Origin of the sequence: Halorientalis salina (genome assembly GCF_005049285.1) — an archaeon.
Classification (GTDB): domain Archaea; phylum Halobacteriota; class Halobacteria; order Halobacteriales; family Haloarculaceae; genus Halorientalis; species Halorientalis salina.
Map to the genome: position 1 here is coordinate 798,939 of NZ_SOSC01000001.1, position 23,908 is coordinate 822,846.

At 64.8% G+C, this 23,908-nt stretch carries 26 protein-coding genes; 11 read left to right on the forward strand and 15 right to left on the reverse strand.

The features are described from left to right. Window positions 1-91 precede the first annotated feature (91 nt). On the forward strand, window positions 92-565 hold the full coding sequence (locus E2481_RS04165; protein WP_136715856.1) for a hypothetical protein: 474 nt from the start codon (window positions 92-94) through the stop codon (window positions 563-565). Here E2481_RS04165 and E2481_RS04170 read toward each other — a convergent pair whose 3' ends face one another. From E2481_RS04170 to E2481_RS04185, 4 genes are all read right to left on the reverse strand, one after another. After that, a complete protein-coding gene (locus tag E2481_RS04170) occupies window positions 566-1,216 on the reverse strand; it encodes a helix-turn-helix domain-containing protein (protein ID WP_136715857.1) in 651 nt (216 codons plus the stop codon). 57 nt (window positions 1,217-1,273) lie between these two features. Beyond that, complete coding sequence (purB, locus tag E2481_RS04175) at window positions 1,274-2,665, reverse strand: adenylosuccinate lyase (RefSeq protein WP_136715858.1); 1,392 nt, start codon at window positions 2,663-2,665, stop codon at window positions 1,274-1,276. Window positions 2,666-2,719: 54 nt separating this feature from the next. Then, on the reverse strand, window positions 2,720-2,914 hold the full coding sequence (locus tag E2481_RS04180; RefSeq protein ID WP_136715859.1) for a hypothetical protein: 195 nt from the start codon (window positions 2,912-2,914) through the stop codon (window positions 2,720-2,722). Window positions 2,915-2,976: 62 nt separating this feature from the next. Then, complete coding sequence (locus E2481_RS04185; RefSeq protein ID WP_136715860.1) at window positions 2,977-4,566, reverse strand: acyl-CoA carboxylase subunit beta; 1,590 nt, start codon at window positions 4,564-4,566, stop codon at window positions 2,977-2,979. Between the two features lie 321 nt (window positions 4,567-4,887). On the opposite strand from E2481_RS04185, the gene purH reads away from it, so the two are divergent. The 3 genes from purH to E2481_RS04200 all read left to right on the forward strand — a co-directional run bounded on the left by purH (window position 4,888) and on the right by E2481_RS04200 (window position 7,603). Beyond that, window positions 4,888-6,501 carry a bifunctional phosphoribosylaminoimidazolecarboxamide formyltransferase/IMP cyclohydrolase gene (gene purH / locus E2481_RS04190; protein WP_136715861.1) on the forward strand — a complete coding sequence of 538 codons (1,614 nt, stop codon included), beginning with the start codon at window positions 4,888-4,890 and terminating at the stop codon, window positions 6,499-6,501. Between the two features lie 73 nt (window positions 6,502-6,574). Next, window positions 6,575-6,799 (forward strand): hypothetical protein, encoded by a 225-nt coding sequence (locus E2481_RS04195; protein ID WP_136715862.1) that lies wholly within the window; start codon window positions 6,575-6,577, stop codon window positions 6,797-6,799. Window positions 6,800-6,865: 66 nt separating this feature from the next. Continuing rightward, complete coding sequence (locus E2481_RS04200) at window positions 6,866-7,603, forward strand: hypothetical protein (RefSeq protein ID WP_136715863.1); 738 nt, start codon at window positions 6,866-6,868, stop codon at window positions 7,601-7,603. 35 nt (window positions 7,604-7,638) lie between these two features. Here the strand turns inward: E2481_RS04200 and E2481_RS04205 are convergent, their stop codons facing one another. The 8 genes from E2481_RS04205 to E2481_RS04235 all read right to left on the reverse strand — a co-directional run bounded on the left by E2481_RS04205 (window position 7,639) and on the right by E2481_RS04235 (window position 13,228). Then, window positions 7,639-7,890, reverse strand: coding sequence for a hypothetical protein (locus E2481_RS04205; RefSeq protein ID WP_136715864.1), 252 nt, complete (start codon window positions 7,888-7,890; stop codon window positions 7,639-7,641). A gap of 458 nt (window positions 7,891-8,348) precedes the next feature. After that, on the reverse strand, window positions 8,349-9,554 hold the full coding sequence (locus tag E2481_RS04210) for an acyl-CoA dehydrogenase family protein (RefSeq protein WP_136715865.1): 1,206 nt from the start codon (window positions 9,552-9,554) through the stop codon (window positions 8,349-8,351). Continuing rightward, the gene (locus tag E2481_RS04215; protein WP_136715866.1) at window positions 9,541-10,119 is read right to left on the reverse strand and encodes an SCP2 sterol-binding domain-containing protein; all 579 of its coding nucleotides are present in this window, start codon (window positions 10,117-10,119) and stop codon (window positions 9,541-9,543) included. The genes E2481_RS04210 and E2481_RS04215 overlap by 14 nt, the downstream gene beginning before the upstream one ends. A 189-nt stretch (window positions 10,120-10,308) precedes the next feature. Next, window positions 10,309-10,476, reverse strand: coding sequence for a zinc ribbon domain-containing protein (locus E2481_RS18560; RefSeq protein ID WP_169302367.1), 168 nt, complete (start codon window positions 10,474-10,476; stop codon window positions 10,309-10,311). Between the two features lie 102 nt (window positions 10,477-10,578). After that, a complete protein-coding gene (locus tag E2481_RS04220) occupies window positions 10,579-11,316 on the reverse strand; it encodes an SCP2 sterol-binding domain-containing protein (protein WP_136715867.1) in 738 nt (245 codons plus the stop codon). Between the two features lie 261 nt (window positions 11,317-11,577). Further along, window positions 11,578-11,925 (reverse strand): 2Fe-2S iron-sulfur cluster-binding protein, encoded by a 348-nt coding sequence (locus E2481_RS04225; RefSeq protein ID WP_136715868.1) that lies wholly within the window; start codon window positions 11,923-11,925, stop codon window positions 11,578-11,580. Continuing rightward, complete coding sequence (locus tag E2481_RS04230; RefSeq protein ID WP_136715869.1) at window positions 11,922-12,182, reverse strand: hypothetical protein; 261 nt, start codon at window positions 12,180-12,182, stop codon at window positions 11,922-11,924. Before E2481_RS04230 ends, E2481_RS04225 begins: the two co-directional genes overlap by 4 nt. Window positions 12,183-12,184: 2 nt before the next feature. Continuing rightward, window positions 12,185-13,228, reverse strand: coding sequence for a ribonucleotide-diphosphate reductase subunit beta (locus E2481_RS04235; RefSeq protein ID WP_136715870.1), 1,044 nt, complete (start codon window positions 13,226-13,228; stop codon window positions 12,185-12,187). 150 nt (window positions 13,229-13,378) lie between these two features. Between E2481_RS04235 and E2481_RS04240 the strand changes: the two genes are divergently transcribed. The 3 genes from E2481_RS04240 to folP all read left to right on the forward strand — a co-directional run bounded on the left by E2481_RS04240 (window position 13,379) and on the right by folP (window position 17,304). Beyond that, window positions 13,379-14,035 (forward strand): helix-turn-helix domain-containing protein, encoded by a 657-nt coding sequence (locus E2481_RS04240; protein WP_136715871.1) that lies wholly within the window; start codon window positions 13,379-13,381, stop codon window positions 14,033-14,035. 91 nt (window positions 14,036-14,126) lie between these two features. Further along, window positions 14,127-14,783, forward strand: coding sequence for a helix-turn-helix domain-containing protein (locus E2481_RS04245; RefSeq protein WP_136715872.1), 657 nt, complete (start codon window positions 14,127-14,129; stop codon window positions 14,781-14,783). Between the two features lie 67 nt (window positions 14,784-14,850). Then, window positions 14,851-17,304, forward strand: coding sequence for a dihydropteroate synthase (gene folP, locus E2481_RS04250; RefSeq protein WP_136715873.1), 2,454 nt, complete (start codon window positions 14,851-14,853; stop codon window positions 17,302-17,304). 13 nt (window positions 17,305-17,317) lie between these two features. Here the strand turns inward: folP and E2481_RS04255 are convergent, their stop codons facing one another. Both E2481_RS04255 and E2481_RS04260 read right to left on the reverse strand, forming a co-directional pair. Next, window positions 17,318-18,379: a glycosyltransferase family 4 protein gene (locus E2481_RS04255; RefSeq protein ID WP_136715874.1), complete on the reverse strand. Its 1,062-nt coding sequence runs from the start codon at window positions 18,377-18,379 to the stop codon at window positions 17,318-17,320. Window positions 18,380-18,431: 52 nt separating this feature from the next. Then, entirely contained in the window at window positions 18,432-18,767 is a 336-nt protein-coding gene (locus E2481_RS04260; RefSeq protein WP_136715875.1) for a DUF5789 family protein, read from the reverse strand. A 111-nt stretch (window positions 18,768-18,878) separates the two neighbouring features. Between E2481_RS04260 and E2481_RS04265 the strand changes: the two genes are divergently transcribed. Both E2481_RS04265 and E2481_RS04270 read left to right on the forward strand, forming a co-directional pair. Next, on the forward strand, window positions 18,879-20,675 hold the full coding sequence (locus E2481_RS04265) for a S9 family peptidase (protein WP_136715876.1): 1,797 nt from the start codon (window positions 18,879-18,881) through the stop codon (window positions 20,673-20,675). A 170-nt stretch (window positions 20,676-20,845) separates the two neighbouring features. After that, entirely contained in the window at window positions 20,846-21,325 is a 480-nt protein-coding gene (locus E2481_RS04270) for a hypothetical protein (RefSeq protein ID WP_136715877.1), read from the forward strand. Here E2481_RS04270 and E2481_RS04275 read toward each other — a convergent pair. Beyond that, on the reverse strand, window positions 21,318-22,376 hold the full coding sequence (locus E2481_RS04275; RefSeq protein ID WP_136715878.1) for an NAD(P)-dependent glycerol-1-phosphate dehydrogenase: 1,059 nt from the start codon (window positions 22,374-22,376) through the stop codon (window positions 21,318-21,320). The genes E2481_RS04270 and E2481_RS04275 overlap by 8 nt on opposite strands. A gap of 194 nt (window positions 22,377-22,570) precedes the next feature. On the opposite strand from E2481_RS04275, the gene fer reads away from it, so the two are divergent. Together fer and E2481_RS04285 are read left to right on the forward strand one after the other, a co-directional pair. Next, the gene (gene fer / locus E2481_RS04280) at window positions 22,571-23,227 is read left to right on the forward strand and encodes a ferredoxin Fer (protein ID WP_136715879.1); all 657 of its coding nucleotides are present in this window, start codon (window positions 22,571-22,573) and stop codon (window positions 23,225-23,227) included. 191 nt (window positions 23,228-23,418) lie between these two features. Next, entirely contained in the window at window positions 23,419-23,874 is a 456-nt protein-coding gene (locus E2481_RS04285; protein WP_136715880.1) for a hypothetical protein, read from the forward strand. Window positions 23,875-23,908: the final 34 nt, after the last annotated feature.

Consider the following 23,908-nt stretch of genomic DNA (forward strand, 5'->3'; position numbering starts at 1 on the left):
TTTCCAGGATTGATAGCGCCCAGCAGACGGTCGGCAGACGCCCGTCAGACGCGGCGAAAACGCTTTTGACGGAGATACGAGAGTATCGACTATGGCAACGGCACGTAGGCGGCGATTCGACGTGGAAGCGCTCGGACGGGCGGGTGCGCTCGTGGCGATCTGTACGCTCGTCCTGACGGCGAGTTTCGTGGGACTCGTCGCGTTACTCTCCGGACAGGCACCGGGCGTCAGCGGCCGACTCCCGCTGTACGTCCTCGGCATGGCAACTGCCTTCGTGGGCACGATACTGCTGTTCGAGGCACAGGGAATCGACGGGCGAACGATCATCGCGACGGCCGGCAGCGTCGCGCTCGGGACGTTCATCTTCCTGACGCTCGGCGGTGAGGGCATCGTGCACGTCGTCCGGAACCCCGGGCAGGTCGTCGCGTCGCAACTGCTCTTTTACTTCCTCGCGGCCGGCATGATCGGCACCGGCCTGGGCTACTGGGGCATCCAGCACTGGCACGAACTGGCGATCGCAAAGCCCGGCTCGACGAGTGCGAAATCGAGCCGGTTCCGCCGATAGTCAGCCCAACAGCGCGTTCAGAAGTCGGGATTCGACTTTTCTGAGGATCTCGCCGACGGTGCCGGGGGCGACGTCGACCTCGTCGGCGACGTCGTCGTAGGTGACTTTCCGCGGCGTGTCGTAGTACCCCATCTCGACGGCGATCTCGGCGACCTCACGCTGGCGGTCGGTGAGTCGCGTCAGGAGACGCTCGTTTTCCGGGGCGTAGTCGCCCAGTTTTTCGAGTTCGACCGTGATCCCCTCCGGAACCGCGGCCAGGGCCTGTCGGATCTGTTCCTCGTCACCGACCGTCGTCAGCCGGATGCTTCCGTCGCCGACGAACTCGATGGGGAAGTCGGGGACGACCTCGAATTTCTGGGGGATCTCCAGCAGCCCCTCCAGCATCTCGTTTGCCTCGACGTGCGCGTAGGTGATGATGCGGTCCTGCATCGGGGAGATCTGGTAAGTAATGAGTTCGGGCATGTGCTCGGCGGCGAAATCGATGACCTCCCGATCGCCGCTCAGTTCGTACATCGTCGTCACCGTGCCGTCGTCGAGCAGTTGCATCTGGAGGATGCGCTCGTTCTCGACGCCCGGTGCCTGCTGGATACGCCGCTCGATGGGGTGAAACCAGCCCCGTTCCGGCGTCAGTCGTCCCTCGACGTATCGCATTTGCCGGGTTATGACACCCACCTCGCATAGGTGTTTACATCCGACAGGTCCCAGCCCTCACTCCTCGGTCGATTCCTCGACCAGTTCGCTCGCGACACCCACGTATCCCGCCGGCGTCAGGGCGTGGAGTTGCTCACGCACGTCCTCGCTCACGTCCAGGTCGTCGAACAGGTCGCGGAAGTCCTCGATGGTGACCCGTTGCCCACGTGTGAGGTCTTTGACCTGCTCGTAGGCGTCGTCGTGCCCTTCCCGACGGAGGATCGTCTGGACCGCCTCGCCGATGATCTCCGGCGTGTCCGCCAGGTCGTCGCGCATGACCTGCTCGTTGGGCACGACCTTTCCGAGCCCGTTCTGGCACTTCCCGTACCCGATGAGACAGTGGGAGAGCGCTGCCCCCATGTTGCGCTTGACCGTCGAATCAGAGAGGTCCCGCTGGAGACGCGACTTCGTCACGTAGTCGCCCAGGAAGGTCAGATCGGAGTTGGCCTTCGAGAGGTTCCCCTCGCTGTTCTCGAAGTCGATGGGATTGACCTTGTGGGGCATCGTCGACGACCCCGTCTCCCCTTCGACGGTCTCCTGACCCAGATACCGATCCGAGACGTACAGCCACATGTCCAGATTCAGATCGAGCAGGACGTTGTTGGCGCCGCGGAGCGCGTCGAACAGCTCCGCGAGATCGTCACAGGGGTTGACCTGCGTCGTGAGCGGGGCGTGTTCGAGGCCGAGTCGGTCGACGAACCCAGCGGCGAACGCCTGCCAGTCCACGTCGGGGTAGGCGGCGTGATGGGCGGCGTAGGTTCCCGAGGCACCCGCGAGCTTGCCTTCGATACCGCCGAGGGCATCAGCGATTCGGCCGAGTGCACGCCCCAACCGAGCGGCGTAAACGGCCAGTTCCTTCCCGAAGGTGGTGGGTGTCGCGGGCTGGCCGTGGGTGCGCGCGAGCATCGGGAGGTCGCGGTGGTTCTGGGCCATCTCGGTCAGCGAGTCCCGCAGTTCGCGGAGTTCGGGAACGACCACTTCGGCGACGGCGGGTTTGACCAGCAGCCGGTAGGCGAGGTTGTTCACGTCCTCGCTGGTGAGTCCGAAGTGGATCCACTGGCCGGCGTCCAGCCCCTCGGGGAGGTGCTCGCGAACGAAGTACTCGATGGCCTTGACGTCGTGATTGGTCGCCGAGTACTCCTTCCAGCCCTGGGTTTCGAGCTGTTTGACGATCTCGGCGTCGTCGATGTCGAACGCCTCGTACAGGCTCCGGAGGTGGTCGCGCTGACCGTCGTCGATGGTCAGCGGGGTCGCGTCGAGGTCGGCGAGGGCGATCAGATACTCGACCTCGACCTGCGTGCGTGCTCGCATGAGGGCGCGCTCGCTCGCGTAGGGAACCAGCGGTTCCGTGTAGCGGGCGTAGCGCCCGTCGAGGGGCGAGACTGCGTCGACTGTCTCTCGGGTGGTCATACTGCTCGGTGGGTGACAGCGGCTAAAAGGAATGTCGAAGCCCCGCGAGCGGATTCAGCGCAGTCGGCGGTAGACGCGCAGGAGTGCCGAGACGGCGAACCCGAGCCCCGGGACCCGACGCGACAGGGCCGCGGCACCGAGCAGCATCGCGCCGCTCTTCGGGCGACCGCGAGCGAACTCCATGGCCGCGTCGACGATCGTCGAGATAATTCCGATATCTGAGACGGTCTTCCGGTTGAGGTGGACCATACGAAACGGAGACTCCCACCACGGAAGGGACCACGGCCTGCGCTTGCAGGGCCGTGGAAGGCTCAGATCGGGTTGATAGAGTGCTTTTTTGGCGGCCAGTCGTCGGCGTGGTCCTCGGCCCGTTCCAGCGCACGGACGATCCGCCCGCGCGTCTCGTCGGGTTCGATCACCTCGTCGACGCCGACGTGTTCGGTGGCGCGGATGGCGTTGGTTCGGTCGGTGAACTCCGCGATCATCGCTTCGCGTGCGGCTTCGGGGTCGTCCGCCTCCTGGATCTTCCGGCGGTAGGCGATGTCGACGGCCCCCTCGATACCCATCGCGGCGAGTTCGGCCGTCGGCCAGACGACGGTGAGGTCGTTGTCCGTCGAGCGGCCGCCGCCCATGGCGACGTAGCCGAAGCCGTAGCCCCGCCGGAGGACGACGTTGCACTTCGGGACGGTCGCGCGGTTCAACTCGAAGGGGAGTTTCGCGCAGTGACGGGCGATGCCGTCCTGTTCGGAGTCCGGCCCGGGGAGGATACCCGGGACGTCGACGAGCGTGACGATCGGCAGGCCGAACGCGTCGCACATCGAGACGAAGTGCGAGGCCTTGTCCGAGGCGGCGGTGTCGATCGTCCCGGCTTTGCTCCGTGGGTTGTTGGCGACGACGCCGACCGGCCGCCCCGCCATCCGGGCGAATCCAGTGACGATGTTGCGGCCGTAGGTCGGCTTCAACTCGAAAAAGGAATCCCGATCGACGATCCCGGTAACGATCTCGTAGATGTCGTAGCCCTTGGTCCTGTCGGCCGGCATCACCTCGGTGAGTCCGTCGACCGCGGCGTCGCTCGGCGGGTCCCAGTCCTCGACGGTCGGCGGCGAGGCCTCGGCGTTGCGGGGGAGATACGAGAGGAAGGACTCGATGGCGTCCAGGCAGTCCTCGTCGCTCTCGCAGGCCAGATCGGCCATCCCGGTTTCGGTGGTCTGGACCCCCGCACCGCCCAGTTCCTGTTTGGTCATGTCGACGCCGAGTGCGGCCTCGACGAGTGAGGGACCGGCCACGCCCATGGTCGACGTGCCCTCGACCATCGGGACGAAATCCGAGAGCGCGGCGAAGTTGGTCGCGGCCGCAAATCCCGGCCCCATCATCGCCGATACCTGGGGAACCCAGCCGGACATCGTTTCCTGCTTGTTGGCGAAGCCGGCGTCGCCACGCGCGAACGGTCGTGCGTCGAGACCCTCCTGAATCCGGTGGCCGCCGCCGTCGTGGAGCATCACCAGCGGGTAGCCCCGCTCTAAGGCCAGGTCGGAGACGCGGTCCATCTTCCGGCCGCCGGTGTGGCCGATCGATCCGCCCTTGACGGTGAAGTCCGTCGCGATGAGTGCCACGGGTCGCCCGTCCACGTCGCCGATACCGGTGACGACGCCGTCCGCCGGGGCGTCCTCGCGTTCCCAGTCGACGGTTTCGGGCGTCGTCGGTGCTGGCGAGGCCAACTGGCCGAGTTCGTCGAACGTGCCCTCGTCACAGAGGTAGTCGATACGCTCGCGGGCCGTCAGCTTCCCCGCCTCGTGCTGGCTGGCGACCGCTGCCTCCCGCCCCGCGTCGGCGACCGCCGCCTTAGCCGCCCGGACCTGCTCGATGAGGTCCTCGATGTCCCGGTCGTCACGCGCCGTCATCGACCGATCGCCCCCTCTCGGCCGCGTCAGTACTGTCAACCATACCCAATCCCAGAATTACACGAGTCATAAAATCACCGAATCGCATAACGCTGTTAACCTGTGGTGGCAGATACCGAAACAATGATAATGTTTTGTGCAAGACACACCGCTGGGGCGACCGCATACCCCATCGAGCACTCCCCTCTCTCATTTCCCGTCTTTCTCCCCCACACCACGTTTCCGAGAAACCGGAGAGCTACGGCACTGCTATCGTGCAATGGAGATGGGGTCCCCGGCCGATTCGCAACGCATTTGCGGCCGGCCACCGCCCCTCCGGGTATGAAGGTAGCGGGACTGGCCAGCAACCGCGGTCGCAATCTCATGAACGTCCACGACCTGGCACCCGGCGGGGCCGAACTCGCCGTCGTCCTCACGAACTCCGAGGACGCACCGGTCGTCGAAAAAGCCGAGAAACGGGGAATTCCCGCCGAAACCGTCGTCCAGGGCGACGACGAAAGTCGTCGCGAACACGAAGAACGGGTCGTCGAGGCCCTGTCCGACTACGACTTCGACCTCGTCTGTCTCGACGGGTACATGCGCGTGGTCTCGGAGACGTTCCTCGATCCGATGCCAACGACGCTGAACGTTCACCCCTCGCTGCTGCCCGCCTTCCCCGGGATGGACGCCTGGGGCGACGCCCTGGAGTACGGCGTCGACGTGGTCGGCTGTACCGTCCACGCCGTCACGAACGCCGTCGCCGAGGACGGCTCGCTCATCGAGGCGGAGGTCGACGGCGGCCCCGTCGTCACCCAGGAGCCGATCCCGGTCTACGAAGGGGACACGAAAGAAGACCTGCAAGATCGCGTGCTCCATCAGGGCGAAATGAAAGCGTACCCGCGAGCAGTCCGCTGGTTCGCGGAAGGTCGCGTCGACATCGACTGGGAGGCAAACCAGGTCCACGTCGAGGGCGACGATGGCGGCGACCTGCCCCAGCGACGCGTGACGAGCGAGGACCGCCATGCAGACCTCAGATACGGGGAAAACCCCCATCAGGACGCCGCACTCTACGCCGACGTGACCTGCGAAGAGGCCAGCGTTGTGCAGGCCCCCGAGGTCAACGACGCCGAGAAGGGAATGGGGTACAACAACTACAACGACGCCGACGCCGCCCTCAACCTGATCAAGGAGTTCGACGAGCCGGCCGCGGCAGTCATCAAGCACACCAACCCTGCAGGCTGTGCGGTGGCCGACACGGTCGCCGAGGCCTACGCCGACGCGCTCTCGACTGACGCAAAGAGCGCGTTCGGCGGTATCGTCGCCCTCAATCGCGAGTGCGACGCGGCGACGGCCGAGCAGATCATCGAGTCCTACAAGGAAGTCGTGGTCGCACCGGGCTACACCGACGACGCCCTCGACGTGCTCGGCGAGAAGGAAAAGCTCCGGGTGCTCGACATCGAGGGGTCCTTCGAGCCGACTGAACCGGTGACCGAGAAGGACCTCGTCGGCGGGACGCTCGTCCAGGAGCGCGACCAGCAGGCCCCGGCCCGCGAGGACCTGGAGGTCGTCACCGAGCGCGAACCGACCGACGAGCAACTGGAGGCGATGCAGTTCGCCTGGCAGACGATCAAACACGTCAAGTCCAACGCCATCGTGTTCGCGAAAGGAACCGAGACCGTGGGCGTCGGTGCCGGGCAGGTCTCACGGGTCGACGCCGTCGAGATCGCGAAGATGAAAGCCGAGAAGGACGCCGAGGGCAAGTCCGCAGAGGGCGCGGTCATGGCCTCGGACGCCTTCTTCCCGTTCCCGGACGGCATCGAGGCCGCCGCGGAAGCCGGCATCGAGGCCGTCGTCCAGCCCGGCGGGTCGGTCAACGACGAGGACGTCATCGAGGCCGCGGACGAACACGACATGGCGATGGTCTTTACGGGCAGTCGCGCGTTCCGACACGACTGACCGCTGATCGCCACACGGCACCCAGTTTCGGCCATTGATTTTATCCGAAGAGGCTCGGTACAAACGGGGTGCTATGGAGGAAGCACTCGAAGTCTTCGAGGTCGCCGAGGAGTTCGGACTCGATGGCATCGTCTCGTGGGTGCTTCGCGCCGTCGGCCTCCTGCTGGTCCTCACCGGACTCGGTCTGTGGCTACTGACCGATTCCGGCCTGCTGCTACTCCCGGCCGGCCTGATGGTCGTGGGTGTGGTCATGCTGGTCGCAACGGAGTTGCTGTTCGCGATCGCCGAACTCGTGTGAGGGCGTCACACAGCCATCGTTTCTTGCGTGCCAACTGATTTGAACCAGCCGACTGTACGGTCAGATATGGTACTCTCGAAGCTCACCGGTCGCCTGCCCGACTCGCTCCGCGACCGCCTGCCGGGTCGTCCCGACGGGCTACCGAATCCGCCGTCAGTGGGAACACCGGACGTACCGGTCGACGTGCCCGACGTGCGACCCGACGCCGACGCGTTACCGGGCGTCGACGACGCTGACGGCGACAAACTGACGCTCGGGTTGACAGTCGTGACGCTGGCGGGACTCGGCCTGGCGACGGCCGGCGTCGTCGGTCGACTCGTCCTCGATAAACTGCGGAGCCGAGGGGCGGAGGCAGACCGAGCGGAGACGCCGGACGAGCCAGGGGTGACCGACGTGACGGACGAGCGCGTAGAAACAGCCACCGAGGGTGACGTGGCAGCGACGACGGACACGGAAGATCTTGACGCGGCGGACGTGGCAACTGCCGACGAAACGGACGACGTGGACGTCGAAACGGTGATCGCCGAACCCGAGGACTCGCCACCGGAACCCGACGGAACGGTCGAGACGCCGCTGGCTGACGAGGAGCCGAAAGGAGAACCCGACGACGAGTCCGCGACCCCGGAGGAATCAGTGACTGGGGATACGCCCTCGACGCGAACGACGCCGCTGGGTGCGCGGGCCTCGGAGACGAGCGACGAACCGTCGGAACCGCCCCGAATCGCGCCGCTCGTCGGCATGGTCGCGCTGGTCGGGATGAAGTTCGTCGTCGAGAGACTCGGCGGCGACGCGGTCGAGGCGTAGTCGACCGGTGCGTTCCGCCGACCGTATGGAGAGTATTAGCATTCCATGACGAGAAACTCCATAGAGTACGTGACGCCCCTGTATTCGACGTAGGTCCGTTCTGCGTACCCGATTTTCGCCTCGATCTCGTCGGACGTCGAGAGCATGGCTTCGTTGCTCACCCTCGCAAGCTCGCTTCCGTCCTGACGGTTCTCATTCCGGGACTCCGCATGAGCATCGGCGGCCTGCCTGAGCGCCGCGGCCAGATGTTCGTTTTCGAGGAGTCCGTCGTTCGCCGCATCGAGCACGGTTTCAGTTGCCGGATCCGTCTCGGGAAGCGATACCCACAAAACGCCACGCGCTGGGCAGTCAGTTCCGTACGGAAAACCGTCCGAGCGCTGTGAGTCATCGCGAGCCGAGGAGCGAGTGCCCGGTGCCCCCGTCGTTGTAGGCGACCGAGAATCCGAGCTACCGGTTGCTGGCTCCACTGTTGTTGGAGTTCGCTCGTCTGTGAGACAGCCAGACGCCCCGATCAGCGTGACACAGATCGTCGAACAGAGGGTGCGCCGGTTCACGGTATCCACTCTCGACGTGTGACGAAAGTGCTTTGTGGAGACGAATGTTTGCTCGCGCTATATTTCGGCCGCTGTTTCGAAACCGACCGAGAACTCGAACAGCGATCGGTTGCGTGTGGCAACCGACCGAGAGTGAGAGTGGTGTTGGGGATCCGCTGTGGTGTTGGGGGGTTCTGCTCCGGAACCGGCGGTCAGTTGTAGGCCGAGTGGCCGGTGAGTTCCTTCCCGACGATGAGCTTCTGGATCTCGGTGGTGCCGTCCGGGATGGACATCACGCGAGCGTCCCGGAAGTACCGCTCCAGTCGGTTCTCGGTCTTGAGCCCCTCGCCGCCGTGGATCTGGAGCGCGTCGGAGGTCGCCTCGACGGCCTTCTCGGCGGTGTAGCCCTTCGCCATCGAGGACATGAGGCGGGCGTCCGAGGAACCGCGTTCGAGCGCTTCGAGGGCGCGCCGGGAGAGCTGGCGCGAGGTTTCGAGGTTCACCCGGATGTCGTAGAGCAGTTCCTGGACGAGCTGGTGTTCGGCGATCGGTTTGCCGAAGGTCTCCCGTTCGGTGACGTACTCGATGGCCTCGTCGAAGGCGGCCTGCATGATGCCGACCGACATGTACGACATGCCGGTCCGCATAAAGGAGAACGTCGCGTTCAGGGCCTTCTGCTCGAAGAACAGCTCCGCGACCGATTCGGGGAACGGCACCACGTCGGTGATGTGATTACCCTCCCGCAGGGCGTTCCCGATGATCGTCGAGAGCTTGTTCTCCTCGGGGACGCGTACACCGTCCAGATACATTCGGCCGTTGTTGACCGCCTTCCAGCCGAGTTTGTTCAGGGTCTCGGCCTCGTAGTCGGAGTACTCGCGGTCGACCAGGAACATGTCCTGTGCGCCGCTGTCCTCGTCCTCGGCGACCACAAGCGACACGTCCGCGATGGGCGCGTTGCCGACCCACGTTTTCTCGCCTTCGAGGACGTACTCGTCGCCGTCCTTGCGTGCGGTCGTGCGGGGCCGAGCGGTGTCGGAGCCGCCCTCCGGTTCGGTGACGGCCAGCGAGCCGATGCACTCGCCGGTTTCGAGTTTCGAGAGCTGGTTCTCCCGGGTGACGTCGGCGGCGTGTTCGACGAACACGGCCGGGAAGCTCATCAGCAGGCCGACGTTGAGGCTCGGCCAGACGTAACTGACCTCCTCGGAGACGATGGCGAAGCGGCGCAGGTCCCCGAAGAAGTCCTGGGCCGTCTCGGGGTCGAATCCGACGCCCAGTTCCTGGAGGTCCTTGATGTACCGCACCATCTCCTCGCGCGTGAACGGCTCCCGGTCGGCCTCGTCGACCACCGGTTCGACCTCGGCTTCCAGATAGCCCCGGAGGTCGTCCCTGAACGACCGCTGAGAGTCAGTCAGCTGCATGGCTGTTCGGGACCGACTCGGTGATCTCCCCCATCACGGACGCCAGTTGCGTGCCCTTCTGGACGGAGCCGTCCAGTTCGTACTCCTGGGTCATGAAGCCCTGGATCGGGTCGGTCCCGCCAGTGATGAGCGCCGTCAAAGTGTCGGCCGGCCCGGAAAGCGTCAGGTCAGCCTCCTCGGCCAGTCCCGCGCCGCCCGTGACGGTCTCCTCGGCGGCATCGACCTGGAGGTGGCCCTCCATCGGGCAGTCGTCGGCCTCGAAGTTGGCCGTGATGTCGGTCGTGATCTGCTCTCTGATGGCCGGAGTGTCCTCGACCAGGAGGTTCACGCCGGTCCACAGGAGGTCCTGGAACCGGTCGGCAGCCTCAGGTTCGTCCGCGTAGAAGCCCTCGATGTCGATGGCTTCCATGCGCCCGACGACCCGCGAGAACACCTCGGGGTTGTCGGCGATGAGTTGACGCTCCCGGCCGTCGATGTCTTCGAGCAGCCCGGGGAGGTCCGTTTTCAACTGCGCTTCGTCTTTTTCGAGCGATGCTTCGATCCGATCGACGAGTTCCTCGGTCATAGTCGTCCCATTCCCCACCGGGCCACCCCACTGGTGGCCGATGGCTACCCGTTCCTTGGGTCGGAACCCCCCTGAGCGTGCCCCGTCGGATGTGAGGTGGTTTTATATGCCGGTTCGACGCTCACGTCGGAAATCGCTGATTCCGGCGTTCGGGCCGGCATTCACCGGGGTTCGATGAGAACGACAGCGCTATCGCTCTGCGATGGCGTCGCCCCCACACGCGGTACACGCTTCGCGGTCGCTGTAGAACAACTCCCCACAGTCGGTACACTGGTGGGTGGCCTCGTCGGCTTTCGCCGTCTCCACGTCCTGTTTGAACCCCTCGACTTTCCGCCCGAGGCGGTTGAAAAAGCCCATGGGAGTCCTTTCGGTTCGATTCCGGATAAAGATTGACGGCGAGCCAGTGCTGTCGACACGCCGTGACGGCGACGAACGCACCGACTCGAAACGGAGGCGGCCTCAGAAGAGGAAGCGCTTGCTCGTCTCGGAAGCCACGTCGGTCATCAGCAACGCGGCGTCGGAGTACTGGAGGATCTTCTGCATGTCACCGTCGAGTTCGAGTTCGCCGGACATGATGCCCTCGACGACGTCGAGTTCGCCGGTGACCAGGCGGACCCACTGCTCGTACTCGCCGGTGAGGACGAAGCCCTTGTCGCGCTCGTCGAGTTCCATCAGCGTGTCCGTCCCGGTACAGTCGCCGTCTTCGAGTCCGATCCAGGCGTAGACGTGGCCCTCGTCGGTGACGTTCTCTTCGAGTTCGTCGAGCAGGTCGTTGAGGATCTCCGGCATGACCCGTCGCAGCCCCTCCCAGACCTTGTCGGGCGCGTTCTCGATGCGGGTTTCGAGCAGTTCGTTGGCGGCGCGCTCGGCGAGCGGGCCCTCCCGCTCCTCGATGCCGTTCTGGACTTCCTCCGGGGCGTCCTCCAGGACGGTGTCGAGCACCCCGTCGGGGAGTTGGCGGATGCCCGTATCGAGCGCGGACCAGACTTCCTCGGGCAGGTCGCCGACCGTGTTCTCCTCGATCGGGAGGTTGTTGATCTCGAAGACGAAATCGCCGTTGAAGCCCTGGCCCCACCCGGACATCTTCTCGGAGAGTTCCTCGCTCGCGGTCAGATCCGCCTCGTAGACCTCGAGCCACGCGGTCGTCGGCCAGTACTCCTCGAGTTCGTACGTCTCTTCTTCCTGTTGTGCACTCATGGTAGATCTCCCCCGTTGTGCGACACGCACGGTGTCGAGTCACCCCCAGGCCACACGTTCGCGTATCAACGGGTGTACCAGCATTATTTACACCCTAGGGTTTAGAAATTATCCCTCCGATCTGAGGTGGTTTAAACGTGTTTCACGTCACGGATCGGGCTTTCGGAGCTGGGGCTTCGAAACTGCAGTGTTCGGCACCTGGGACGGCGATCGGCTCGCGCCGACGAGAAGCACGTCGTGAGCTCGGGTGTCGACGACGGTCTAGAAAACGTCCAGATCGCCGCCGAACATGTCGTCCTGGGCCTCGGTCTCGATGCGGCAGTCGGATGTCGGGTAGGAGATACAGAGCAGCGCGTAGCCGTCCGCTTCCTGCATGGGATCCAGTGCAGTCCCCTCGCTCTGGTCGATCTCTCCCTCCAGCAGCTTCCCGACACAGGACGTACACTGTCCCTGCCGGCAGGAGTAGGGCAGGTCCAGTCCCGCGTCCTCGGCCGCGTCGAGCACGTACTCGTCCTCGGGAACCGACAGCGAGACGGTCTCGCCGTCGTGGACGAGTTCCACCTCGTAGTCGGTGTCAGTCGGCTCGTCTTCGAGTTCGGCCCCGCTCATAGTTCCTGTCGGAGTTTGAATACGTCGAGCGCCTCCAGTCGTGGGTCGTCGTGCGTGTCGGCGTTCGACCCCACCGCCGCACCCGCGACGCCCTCGTTGTTCACGCGACCGGAGCCCGAATCGAGGATGTAGGCGACCTCCTCGGAGACTCTTTCGGGGGCCATCCCGAGGTCCGCCGCGGCGTCCTCGACGGCGGCTTCGATCTCCTCGTCCGATGCGGTGAAGTCCGTGCCCTCGATGTCAGTGAGTTTCGTCATGATCAGTCACCCGCAGCCTGTTTCTTTTGCTCGTAGATGTGGTCGTACTTCTCGATGACCTCGCCGTAATCGTTGTCGCGGGCCTCCTCCATGGCGTCGGCGGCGGCCTGCATGTAATCGCGGGGCTGCGCGTTGTCTATGTCCAGCGTGTCGAACAGCATGTCGCCGGCCAGGCGCGCGCCGCGGTTGACCAGGTCGTCGAAGTCGACGCCCAGCGGGTCGCCGATGTCGCCCGTGATGAAATACCCCGTGTCGGTGATGTAGCCGATGTCCTCGACGGCCTGCTCCCAGATTGCGTTCTGGACGCCCTGGTACTCGGGCACGCCCTGGCGTTCCTTCTCGATGAGTTCCTCGAGGAGTTCGAGGCCGAAGGTGATGTGTCGGCCCTCGTCGGTGCTGATGAACTGGAAGCCCTTGTTCAACAGCGTGAGCGGTGCTTCCTGCATCATGCGGTTCTTCGCGAAGTAGCCGCCCCGAGCCAGGATGCCCTCGACGCCGATGTGGTAGTTCGTCGCCGCCCGCGCGATGTCGACGGGGTCGCCGCCGTGGGCCGCCTGGGCCTGGAGCGTGCCCTGCCGGTCGAACATCTTCCCCGCGCCGCAGGCGTCCGTCCGCGGGATCTGGACGCCGCCGCGCCGGGTGTCGAGTTCGTACTGCGGGAACTTGTCGATCATCACGTTCGAGAGGTACAGGTCGAAAAACTGCGTGTGTTTGGCTTCCTCCAGGGCCAGCGCGGAGGCGAACATCTCCTTTTCGATGGAGCGGTCGAACCACGGCGTCGACACCGTGGTCATGATGCGTCGCGCGTCCTGTGCGACCGCGTGTTCGCCGTCGATGAAATATGAGATGACTCGCGCCCACTGTTCTTTCTCGTCGTCGGCCAGCGACTCCCAGACTTCGCGGTCCTCCTCGAAGCCCACCTTCTCGACCAGCTTCTCGGCGTCCCACGTCCCCAGTTCGACCGACTTCTGATACAACTCGTAGTACGTGCTGTCCGTGTCGATCCGCCCCGCCCCTGATTCGGGAGTACTGTCACTGGCGTCCATGCCTGTACATTGTTACAACGCGGTTCCCATTACAAATAGCTCCCTGGATGTGAGGGTGTTTTTAAGATACCCCGTCGGTCCGGGCAGATGTTGCCCCTTGATTGTCGATTCATAACGAATATTTAGGTCGGTTCGAATTGGGAGAGTAGCATGCGCTATTTCCAGTTGCTCCTGACGCCGACGGAGCAGGAGGGGTTCCACGAGATCGATACGCTGACGGCCCAGCATCCAGCTATCGACCGGGAGGCGATCCTCCACCTGAACCTCCTCAACGACGGGACGGGCGTCGCGCTCTTTTTGATGCAGGGGGATTCGGAGGCACTCCAGGAGATATACCGCGATCACGAGTCGGTACTCTCCTACGACATCTTCGACAGCGAGGAGTCGGGCTTTCACGCACACGTTCACTTCGAGCCGGACGACCCGGCCACGGCGTTGCTCGAAATCGTCGACCGGCACAAACTGTACATCGACCCGCCCCTGGAGTTCAACGAGGCGGGCGCGCTCCGCCTGACCGCCGCCGGCCCCCAGGAACTGGTCAGACAGGCGGCCATCGACATCCCCGACAGCGTCGACGCCCATCTCGAACTCATCGGCGAGTACGAACCCCAGCGCGACAGTCTCGTGACGATGCTCACCGACCGCCAACAGGAAGTGCTCCAGACAGCCGTCGAGATGGGGTACTACTCGATTCCCCGGCAGGCCACGCACGAGGATCTGGCGTCCCAACTGGACTGTTCGGCCGGAACCGTCGGCGAACACCTTCGGAAAATCGAGGCCTGTGTCCTCTCGGAACTGATCCCGTAGGCCCGTGCCGCGTCGCCGTACCGTATCGGGTGTCGTTGCCCCTCGTTATAGTGGCGAACCGCTTTTGTTCTCTCGTTGAGAATCTCCGTCCATGCGGGAGTTCGACATCGTCGTCCGGACGCAGGACGGCACGTACAATCCCATCGACAGGGGCATCATCGACGACCCCGAGATGACTCGGAAGGGCGTCGAGTACTTCGACATGATGTCCGACGGGACCGTCGTCCTGTTGTATCACATCACCGGCGACGCTGCCAAACTGGAGTCGCTGCTCGACGCCGAGGAGAGCGCGCTATCCTACGACGTCTTCGAGATCGAGGACGACGGGCTCCGAGCCCACGTCCACCTGACGCCGGACACGATGGTGACGGCGCTCATCATGCTCAAAAACGAGTACGACCTCATCATCAACCCCCCGCTCACCATCGACGAGGACGGCGGCCTCCACATGAGCGTCGCCGGAGACCCCGACAAGATCCGCAAGGCCGCGATGAACCGGCCGGGGAGCATCGACATCCAGCTCGAGGAGGCCGAGAACGGGGACGTCGACATGGTCGACATCACGACGCTGTTGACCGACCGCCAGCAAGAGGTCCTGGAAGTTGCGATGGAACAGGGATACTACGAGATCCCCCGGCAGGCGACCAACGAGGACATCGCCGCGGACATGGACTGTTCGACCAGCACCGTCGGCGAGCACCTCCGGAAGATCGAGTCGCGTCTCATCTCCGAGATCGGTCCGGCCTGATCGCGTTCCCGGTTTCGTTCTACCTACAGTCCGACAGCCTAAAGCGCGCCGCCACGGATGACCGCGTATGGAGTTCCACGACGCGGCGAACTTCCTGTTCGACCTCCGTCGATACCCGCCGCGACCTGGAACCGCGGCCACGCGGGACCTCCTCGACGAACTGGGCGACCCACACGAGGACTACCGGTGTGTGCAGGTCGCCGGCTCCAACGGGAAGGGCAGCACCGCAAGGATGACCGAACGGGTCCTCCGCGAGGCCGGCCTGGACGTCGGGCTCTACACCTCGCCGCACCTCGACGACGTGCGCGAACGCGTCCGCATCAACGGCCGCAAACTCACCGAGCGCGCACTCGTCGAGTACGTCGAATCGATCCGGGAGTACGTCACCGACTGTGCCGCCGACGGCGGCGCGCCGACCTTCTTCGAGACGATCACGGGACTGGCGCTCTGGGCATTTCGACGCGCCGAGGTCGACGTGGCCATCCTCGAAGTCGGTATCGGCGGAAAAGAGGACGCGACCAGCGTCGTCTCCCCCGTCGCCAGCGCCGTCACGACCGTCACGCTCGAACACACGGCACTGCTCGGCGACACGGTCGCGGAGATCGCCAGGGACAAGGCACACGTCGCCCCTGCCGACACACCCTTGGTCACCGGCGCGACCGGCGACGCGCTGGCGGCCGTTCGCGAGGTCGCCGGCGACACCGTCACCGTCGACGACGAGGGCGACCCCGACGTTCGAGTCGAGTACGGCGGCCGAGACGGCCTCGAATCAATTGTTTCGCTCGAAGGTACCGACTGGTCGGTCGATACCCGACTCCCGCTCCTGGGGGAGCACCAGGCCCGGAACGCCGGCGTCGCGGCGGCGCTCGCCCGACAGGTGACCGACCTCTCGCGGTCGGACCTCGAACGGGGGTTGCGCAACGCCCACTGGCCCGGGCGGTTCGAGGTGATGAGCCGCGACCCGCTCGTCGTGCTCGACGGGGCGCACAATCCAGGCGGCGCAGCGGGGCTGGCGCGCACGCTCACGGCGTTCGACTACGACGACCTCCACGTCGTCGCGGGGGCGATGAGCGATAAGGACCACCGCGGCATCGCTGCGGCGCTGCCCGATCCGACAGGCGTCGTCGCCTGCGAACCCGATCTCGACCGCGCCGAGGAGGAATCGGTCGTCGCGCGTGCGTTCGAATCGACTTATCCCGACGCCGCCGTCGAGACGCGCAGCGACGTGGCCGGCGCGTTCGAGATGGCGCTCGACGAGGCATCGGCCGACGACTGCGTGCTCGTGACCGGATCGCTGTACTGCGTCGCCGAGGCGCGGACCCGCTGGACGCGCACCGAGATTCCCAAGCGAGTCGAATCGATCCCCCAGGCGCGCGAGACCATCGAGGCAACTCACGTCACCGACGCCGGCGCGTGGCGGATGCGCGGGAAGACCATCCACCGACTGCTGAAGACGCGCGTCCAGCCCCGACAGGCCCAGTATTTGAAAGAAGAGATGCTCTCGCTGGGCGGCGAATGTGCCATCTCCGGACTGAACGACCAGGACCAGGAGAACCTCGACGTGTTGCTGATGGGAACGCTGGCCCAGTACAAGCGACTGGCCGGCAAACTCGACGGCCAGCCCTACGGCCTTTCGCCGCTGGCCGACGACCTTCGGGGGGCGCTCGGCATCGAGGGCCACGGTCGCGACGAGCGCGGCTATCCCTGGGAAGACGGTACCGCCGTCATGGGCATCCTCAACGTCACGCCCGACAGTTTCCACGACGGTGGAGAATTCGACGCCGTCGCGGACGCGGTCGGTCGCGCCGAGGAGATGGTCGCGGCGGGCGTCGACATCATCGACATCGGTGGCGAGTCAACCCGGCCCGGCGCGGAACCGGTCCCGGCCGAAGAGGAGCGCGACCGGATCGTCCCGGTGATCGAGCGGATCGCCGATCTGGACGCGATGATCTCGGTCGACACGCGGAAAGCGGAGGTAGCGGCCGCCGCGCTCGACGCCGGCGCGGACGTCTTGAACGACGTGTCGGGGCTGGAGGACCCCGAGATGCGACTGGTCGCGGCCGACTACGACGTGCCCGTGGTCGTGATGCACAGCATCGAAGCGCCGGTCGACCCCGACACCGACGTGGAGTACGACGACGTGGTCGAGGACGTGATCGACGACCTCACCGAACGAGTCCTGCTCGCCGAGAAGGCTGGCCTCGACCGGGAACAGATCATCGTCGATCCCGGCTTAGGCTTCGGCAAATCGAAAGCCGAGAACTTCGAGATGCTGGGCCGCATCGGCGAGTTCGGCGCGCTGGGCTGTCCGGTGCTCGTCGGCCACTCCCACAAGTCGATGTTCTCGCTGGTCGACCGCGACCGGGACGAGCGACTGGACGCGACCGTCGCGGGCACGACGCTGGCGGCCGAACGCGGTGCCGACATCGTCCGGGTCCACGACGTGGAAGCGAACGTCGCCGCCGTCCGGACCGTCGCCGCCGCGGACGACCCGTCGGCGTTCGCCGACGACGAGGAGTGACGGCCGAGGCCGATCAAAAGACGCCGTGTTCGGCCTGAAGGTCCCGGTAGAGGTCGAGATAGCGTTCGATGATCTCGTCGTGGTCGTAGGTAGCCGCGAGTTCCGAATCCGCGTCGAGTCGCTCGTACCGTCCGGCGTCCTCGATGGCCTCGGTGATACCCTCGTCGTCGGAGACCCGGAAACTCCGCGGGTACTGTTCGATGAGTTCGTGGGCGCTGGATTCGGCCTGGTACTGGACGATGCCGACGCAGCCACAGGCCAGCGCCCAGAGCAGTTCCGTCGCGAAGTTCTCGGTGTAAGCCGTGTGGACGAACGTGTGTGCGCCCTTGTAGACGGCAACCCGCTCTTCGCGCGGCAGGTCTCCGACGAACGACACCCTGTCGTCGATGCGGAGGTCGGCGGCCTGCCGCTCGTAGGCCTCGCGCTGGGGTCCCTCACCGATGATCGTCGCCGACCAGTCGCGCTGTCGGAGTTCGGCCAGCCCCAACAGCAGCGTCTCGACGTTGGCGTCCGAGTCGAGGTCCCGCGCGTAGACGATGTCCGCGTCCGAATCCGGTTCAGTGTCCGCCACGAGCGATGCGTCGATGCTCTCGGGGATGACTCGCGTGTTGTCGGTACTCGCGCCGATCTCCCGGACGGCGGTCCGAACCAGTTCCGAAGGAGTCACCACTGTCGCGGGTTTTCGGGCAGCGCGACGCGTCCAGCGCGAGTCCGGCACGTCCTCGTCGCCGAACCACTCGACGACCAGCGGTGCGCGGGCGAGCGTGCCGCCGAGGCCGGCCGCCGCTACCGCTTTCGGTGGGTCGGGTGCCGCGTGGATCACGTCGGGTCGGTAGCGGGCCAGCAGAAACGGGGTGCGGGCCAGAAACGAGGGGGTCGCCTTCGTGTCCGTGACCGCACGGTAGGTGACGCCGTCGCGCGCTTCGAACTCGTCGTGGTCGGGCCACCACCGCGTACAGAAGACCGTCACGTCGTGGCCGCGATCGGCCAGTTGGGTCGCGATTCGGTGGAGTCGCTCGCGACCCTCGGTCGCGTCGTCGAAAACCGTCTGCTCAGTCACGAAAGCGACCCGCATACGCCCCAGGTGGCGGGGGCCGGTCAAAAATCCCCATCCTTCCGCGCCCCGACTACAGCGACTCGTCGTTCTCGAACTCGTCGTTCCCGGCGGCCTTTTCGGGAATCGAACCGCCGCGGTCCGAGTAGCGTTGCCGGCCCACCGACTCCTTGGGCATCAGATTGAGGATGCTCTGGCGGAGTTCCTCGTCGGAATCGAAGGTGTCCGCGCCCGTCCCGTCGAACAGTTCCGCGATCCGTATCGGGTCGGCGTTCGTCCGCCCGATCGTCTTCTCGCCGTACTCGGCCACGAACTCGTCTTTGGTCGTCGGGTAGGACAACTCCCCCAGAACGGACTCGATGTCCGTGAAATCGACGCCCTCCTCGCGGTCGGTGTTCTCACCGGACATACCCACTCACGGCCGACCACGAGCAAACGGCTTTCCCCTGCATGTGAAAGCCGACCAGTCCTTCGACGGGCCGCGCAAAACGACTAAGGGCGCTGCCCACTTCCGCCCGCCATGTACGATCTGGAGCGGTATCTCAACATCCGGAGCGCCTACGGCGCGTCCGTCGGTCCCGAGGAACAGGTCGCCTTCCTCATGAACACCACCGGCACGCCGCAGGTCTGGACGCTCGACGAACCAGGTGGGTGGCCTACCCAGCGCACCTTCTCCGACGAGCGCGTCACCTTCTGTTCGTGGTCGCCCGAACGCCGCGAACTCGCCTTCGGCATGGACGAGGGCGGCGACGAGTTCACCCAGCTGTTCCGACTCGACGCCGAGAGCGGAACCATCGACCCGCTGACGGACACCCCAGATGCCATCCACTACTGGGGCGGCTGGTCACACGACGGCGACCGCTTCGCTTTCGCGGCCAACCGCCGGGACGAGTCCGTCTTCGACGTCTACGTGCAGGGCCGCGACGAACGCGGCGAGGAGGCCGACCTGATCTACGAGGGCGACGGCTGGCTGGTAGTGGCCGGCTGGAGCCCCGACGACGACCGGCTGATTCTCTCCGAACACCACTCCAGTTTCGACAAGGACCTGTTCGTCCTCGACATCGAAACCGGCGAACGAACCCACGTCACGCCCCACGACGGGGAGGCACGGTACAATAGTCCCTCCTGGGGGCCGGATGGCGAGGGAATCTACTGCTGTACTGACCGCGGGGCCGACACGCTCTACCTGGGTCGCATCGACCTCGACACCCACGAGATCGGGACCGTCGAAGACGGGGGAAAGTGGAACGTCGACGGCATCGCGATGGACGACGAGACCGGCCGGTTCGCGTTCTCGCGGAACGTCGACGGCTACACCGAACTCACAGTTGGAACGCTCACCGGGCCGACCGACTACGAGACGGTGCCCGATCCGGACCTGCCCGACGGCACCGCTGGCGGCGTGAGTTTCGACCCAAACGCCGAGACGTTCGCGCTGTCGGCGTCGAGTCGCACGACGAACACCAACGTCTATCTGACCGAGTTCGAATCCGGCGAGACGACCCGGTGGACCCGCGCCTCCACGGCCGGCATCCCCGATTCGTCGTTCCGGGGTCCCGAACTGGTTCACGTCGAGTCGTTCGACGGCCGCGAGATTCCGGCGTATTTCACGCTGCCCGAGGACGCTCCCGACGGGGAGACGCCCGTCATCGTCGACATCCACGGCGGCCCCGAGAGCCAGCGCCGCCCCTCCTTTTCGGGACTGACACAGTACTTCCTGTCGCGGGGGTACGCCGTCTTCGAGCCGAACGTCCGCGGGTCCTCTGGGTACGGGAAGACCTACACGCACTTAGACGACGTGCGAAAACGGATGGACTCGGTGAAGGACCTCCGGGCAGGGGTAGACTGGCTCCACGACCACCCGAGCGTCGACCCCGAACGGATCGTCGCCAAGGGCGGCTCCTACGGCGGGTTCATGGTCCTGGCGGCGCTCACCGAGTACCCCGACCTCTGGGCCGCGGGCGTCGACGTGGTCGGCATCGCCAACTTCGTCACCTTTCTGGAGAACACCGGGTCCTGGCGACGCGAACACCGCGAGGCCGAGTACGGTTCGCTCGAATCGGACCGGGAGTTCCTCGAATCCATCAGCCCGCTCACTCACGCCGACGAGATCGAGGCCCCGCTGTTCGTCCTCCACGGCGCGAACGACCCACGCGTCCCGGTCGGGGAAGCCGAACAGATCGCCGACGAGGTGGCCGAACGGGACGTTCCCGTCGAGAAACTGATCTTCGAGGACGAGGGACACGGAATCACCAAGCGGGAAAACCGGATCGAAGCCTACACCGCCGTCGTCGACTTCCTCGACGAACACGTCTGAGTCCCCGAAATCGGCCAGTTCGCGGCCCGTAGATGCGGATGCAGTCTTTCGGTCGACGCAGCCCTCGATACGACTCTTCCGCGATCCCTGTTTCAACCAGGCATTGTGTCCTATCGTAGAGGACAAAAATGTCTGCGGCCTTTTTATCCGGTGCGTGTCTGGCAACTACTATGGGTGTTGCTGGGAAGTCGCGAGACCACGTCGAGGAGCTCTTATCGGAGCTCGAGTCGGATTACGACTCGTTTCCGGTCAGCCAGACGACGGTCTCCGTATCGGCAGACCACTACGACCGCGTCGTCGAGCAGTGTCAGCGGGGAATCGCCAGGGTGGACGTGCACGTCCACAACGACCAGGACGACGTGTTGCTGGTCGAAAACGGGGACGGCCTGACGGCCCCGGGCGAGATTATCTCGGCCGAGGACTCGCTCGAAGACCGAGCCCGGCGCGCCGTCAGACAGTCCACGGGCGTCGAGTGTCGGATAGAGACCATCCAGGAAGTGACCATCGCCGGCGTCCACAGCGAAGCCGACCCCGATGCCGAGCCGGTCTATCGGCTCGTCGTCCTCATGTCCGCCCGGGTCGCCGCCGGGTCGCCGAGTTCGAACGGTCACTGGCAGGCCGACCCGCCAGAGAGCGAACTCGTTATATGACGCCGGTCGCGCGCGCGACTTCGCGCGCGGCCTGCTCGTTGACGCCGTCCCCGAGGATCGTGTAGCGGTCGCGGATCTCGTGTGCCGTCGTGAGCGCTTCCAGGACCGTTTCCTCGTCGATACCCAGTTCCTCGGCGGTCGTCGGTGCCCCGATACTGGCCAGCGCGTTCCGGACCGAGCGCCACTCGCCTTTGGCCCCGCTGTGGAGGTACTCGGTCAGGATCGAGCCGACGCCGACCTGGTGACCGTGCAGCGCGGTCCCGGGCGCGAGTCGATCGAGCTGGTGGGAAAAGAGGTGTTCGGCACCGCTGGCCGGCCGCGAGGAGCCGGCGATCGACATCGCCACGCCCGACGAGACGAGTGCCTTCACGACGATCCAGGACGACTCCTCCAGGCCCTGTTTGATGGAATCGGAGTTCTCGACGAGCATCTCGGCGGTCATCCGCGAGAGCGCGCCCGCGTACTCCGAGTACTCGACGTTTTTCAGCCGGTGGGCCAGTTCCCAGTCCTTGACCGCAGTGTAGTTGCTGATGATGTCGGCACAGCCCGCCGTCGTCAGCCGCCAGGGCGAGTTCGCCAGGATTTCCGTGTCGGCGACGACCGCCAGCGGCGGCTCCGCGGCGACGCTGTGTCGCGTATCCCCCTCGGGGACCGACCCGCGCCCGCTGACGATGCCGTCGTGGCTCGCAGCCGTCGGGACCGACACGAATCCCAGCCCCAACTCGTCGGCCGCCATCTTCGTGATGTCGATGACTTTCCCGCCGCCGACGCCGACCAGGAACCCCACGTCCGCCGCCTCGGCTTGCTCGACGATGCGCTGGACGGCCGCGAAACTGGCTTCTTCGACGAGCGCCGTCTCGGGGTCCGGGCCGTTGGCGGCGAATCCCTCGACGACCTGGTTGCCGGCGAGTTCCCTGGGCGTCGGACTCGACACGACGAGCGGTCGTCCCGTGAGGTGTAACTCCGCGACCGCGTCGACAGTCTGGTCCAGTACCCCGTGCCCCACCAGCACGTTTCTGGGGAGCCGAATCCACGTCGACTTCTCGAACATATCCGCTCCTCTCGTGCGACGGTGTAAGGGTTTATCCCTCCGGCCGACAGGGCACACGATTCGACGATTCGGGGCGAACTGCCCGTCTGGGCGTCGACGCGGGCCGACTGAACCGCGGAGGACCGCCCCTCGTCGTAGCCAGCAGATCTTGAGGATTGAGGAGGGAATATATGCGTCAATTCCCTAGCCCCGATGTGGATTCCCCATTCGAGGTTCTCGGGATCGACGCGGACGCCGACGACGACGAAGTCCTGGAGGCCTACCGCGAGCGAGTCAAGGAGGTCCATCCGGACCAGGGCGGTTCCGCGCGCGAGTTCCAGGCCGTCCGCGAGGCCTACGAACGGATCGAAGCCGGGTACGACCCCGACGGGGAGATGGCCGGCCCGACCGCGCCCGGCCAGCAGGTCGACCAAGAGGAACAGCGAGCAGTCTCCCACCGCGTCGAGTACGTCAACTACCAGGTACTGGACGATTTCGGCTGGGAGCTCACCGACGACGACCTGTTCGAGAAGGCGGCCGAGGCCGACCTCCCCATCGAGGACTACGGGGCCTTCGACGTCGACCCCGGCGATTCGATCCTCGAAGCCGCCGAGAACTGCGGGTTCTCCTGGCCCTTTGCCTGTCGAGGCGGTGCCTGCTCGAACTGCGCCATCGCGCTCATCGACGGCGAGATTCCGCCGCCGACCAGCCACGTCCTCCCACCGGAACTCATCGACCGCGGCATTCGCCTGTCCTGTATCACCACTCCAGTCACCGAGGACACCAAGATCGTCTACAACGTCAAACACCTCCCCGGCGTCAACGAACTCCTCCTCCCTGCGAGTCGGTTCGAGAAGGCCTCGACTGATTGATCAGGATTCGAAACAGCGCGGGTGCCTATGTAACAGCACACTGGGTAGTGAATTTCTGGAACAATGGAAGTCAATCACACGCTCAGTGTACGTGCTTACTGAGGAGTTATTCAGTGTGAATCCCCGATAGATATTCTTGTATTGAGGTCGGCTATCTAACACATATGCAGTTGATGAGAGAGTTGGTTGGGATGATTATCTACATTTCAGGGGCGTTTATCATTGCATCTCCAGGGATTGTTTATATCGAAAAACTTCACAAGCCGGGGAGATTGCTCAGGGCACTTGAGAAGTTGGAGGCTGATGAAATAGAACGTAGTCATTGCGGATTCGAGTTGATGAAAGAAGAAATCAATTCGATAGTCGATGAGGAAGAACAGCTCAGCGGAGATGTTCACAAGCTCGATGTATATGCTGGAACTGTTACGACGGGGAAGGGGGCACTGCTCAAAGTACGGGCACACATAGGAGAAAATGACACTCGACAGATTGAGGATCCACTTTTCATAAAGATCAGATACCAGTTAGACCGTACAATCCGTCGGGGGAAAACAAAAATTAGAACAGTGGGAATCTGTTTCATGTTAGTCGGATTTACGCTACAGATGTGGCCAGATCTGACGAGGGTGTTTTCACTGGTTGCATGAACTCTACTGACCATTAGCATCCGCGAGCGAAGCG

What these genes read in the sequence shown, in the direction of transcription:
- E2481_RS18560 (WP_169302367.1), bottom strand. Translation starts at nt 10,476, where the DNA reads ATGGGCTTTTTCAACCGCCTCGGGCGGAAAGTCGAGGGGTTCAAACAG.
- E2481_RS04240 (WP_136715871.1), top strand. Translation starts at nt 13,379, where the DNA reads ATGCGCTATTTCCAGTTGCTCCTGACGCCGACGGAGCAGGAGGGGTTC.
- E2481_RS04225 (WP_136715868.1), bottom strand. Translation starts at nt 11,925, where the DNA reads ATGAGCGGGGCCGAACTCGAAGACGAGCCGACTGACACCGACTACGAG.
- E2481_RS04210 (WP_136715865.1), bottom strand. Translation starts at nt 9,554, where the DNA reads ATGCAGCTGACTGACTCTCAGCGGTCGTTCAGGGACGACCTCCGGGGC.
- E2481_RS04260 (WP_136715875.1), bottom strand. Translation starts at nt 18,767, where the DNA reads ATGTCCGGTGAGAACACCGACCGCGAGGAGGGCGTCGATTTCACGGAC.
- E2481_RS04245 (WP_136715872.1), top strand. Translation starts at nt 14,127, where the DNA reads ATGCGGGAGTTCGACATCGTCGTCCGGACGCAGGACGGCACGTACAAT.
- E2481_RS04235 (WP_136715870.1), bottom strand. Translation starts at nt 13,228, where the DNA reads ATGGACGCCAGTGACAGTACTCCCGAATCAGGGGCGGGGCGGATCGAC.
- folP (WP_136715873.1), top strand. Translation starts at nt 14,851, where the DNA reads ATGGAGTTCCACGACGCGGCGAACTTCCTGTTCGACCTCCGTCGATAC.
- E2481_RS04220 (WP_136715867.1), bottom strand. Translation starts at nt 11,316, where the DNA reads ATGAGTGCACAACAGGAAGAAGAGACGTACGAACTCGAGGAGTACTGG.
- E2481_RS04180 (WP_136715859.1), bottom strand. Translation starts at nt 2,914, where the DNA reads ATGGTCCACCTCAACCGGAAGACCGTCTCAGATATCGGAATTATCTCG.
- E2481_RS04255 (WP_136715874.1), bottom strand. Translation starts at nt 18,379, where the DNA reads ATGCGGGTCGCTTTCGTGACTGAGCAGACGGTTTTCGACGACGCGACC.
- E2481_RS04230 (WP_136715869.1), bottom strand. Translation starts at nt 12,182, where the DNA reads ATGACGAAACTCACTGACATCGAGGGCACGGACTTCACCGCATCGGAC.
- E2481_RS04200 (WP_136715863.1), top strand. Translation starts at nt 6,866, where the DNA reads ATGGTACTCTCGAAGCTCACCGGTCGCCTGCCCGACTCGCTCCGCGAC.
- E2481_RS04195 (WP_136715862.1), top strand. Translation starts at nt 6,575, where the DNA reads ATGGAGGAAGCACTCGAAGTCTTCGAGGTCGCCGAGGAGTTCGGACTC.
- E2481_RS04215 (WP_136715866.1), bottom strand. Translation starts at nt 10,119, where the DNA reads ATGACCGAGGAACTCGTCGATCGGATCGAAGCATCGCTCGAAAAAGAC.
- E2481_RS04275 (WP_136715878.1), bottom strand. Translation starts at nt 22,376, where the DNA reads ATGTTCGAGAAGTCGACGTGGATTCGGCTCCCCAGAAACGTGCTGGTG.
- purH (WP_136715861.1), top strand. Translation starts at nt 4,888, where the DNA reads ATGAAGGTAGCGGGACTGGCCAGCAACCGCGGTCGCAATCTCATGAAC.
- E2481_RS04165 (WP_136715856.1), top strand. Translation starts at nt 92, where the DNA reads ATGGCAACGGCACGTAGGCGGCGATTCGACGTGGAAGCGCTCGGACGG.
- E2481_RS04285 (WP_136715880.1), top strand. Translation starts at nt 23,419, where the DNA reads ATGATTATCTACATTTCAGGGGCGTTTATCATTGCATCTCCAGGGATT.
- E2481_RS04170 (WP_136715857.1), bottom strand. Translation starts at nt 1,216, where the DNA reads ATGCGATACGTCGAGGGACGACTGACGCCGGAACGGGGCTGGTTTCAC.
- E2481_RS04265 (WP_136715876.1), top strand. Translation starts at nt 18,879, where the DNA reads ATGTACGATCTGGAGCGGTATCTCAACATCCGGAGCGCCTACGGCGCG.
- purB (WP_136715858.1), bottom strand. Translation starts at nt 2,665, where the DNA reads ATGACCACCCGAGAGACAGTCGACGCAGTCTCGCCCCTCGACGGGCGC.
- E2481_RS04270 (WP_136715877.1), top strand. Translation starts at nt 20,846, where the DNA reads ATGGGTGTTGCTGGGAAGTCGCGAGACCACGTCGAGGAGCTCTTATCG.
- E2481_RS04185 (WP_136715860.1), bottom strand. Translation starts at nt 4,566, where the DNA reads ATGACGGCGCGTGACGACCGGGACATCGAGGACCTCATCGAGCAGGTC.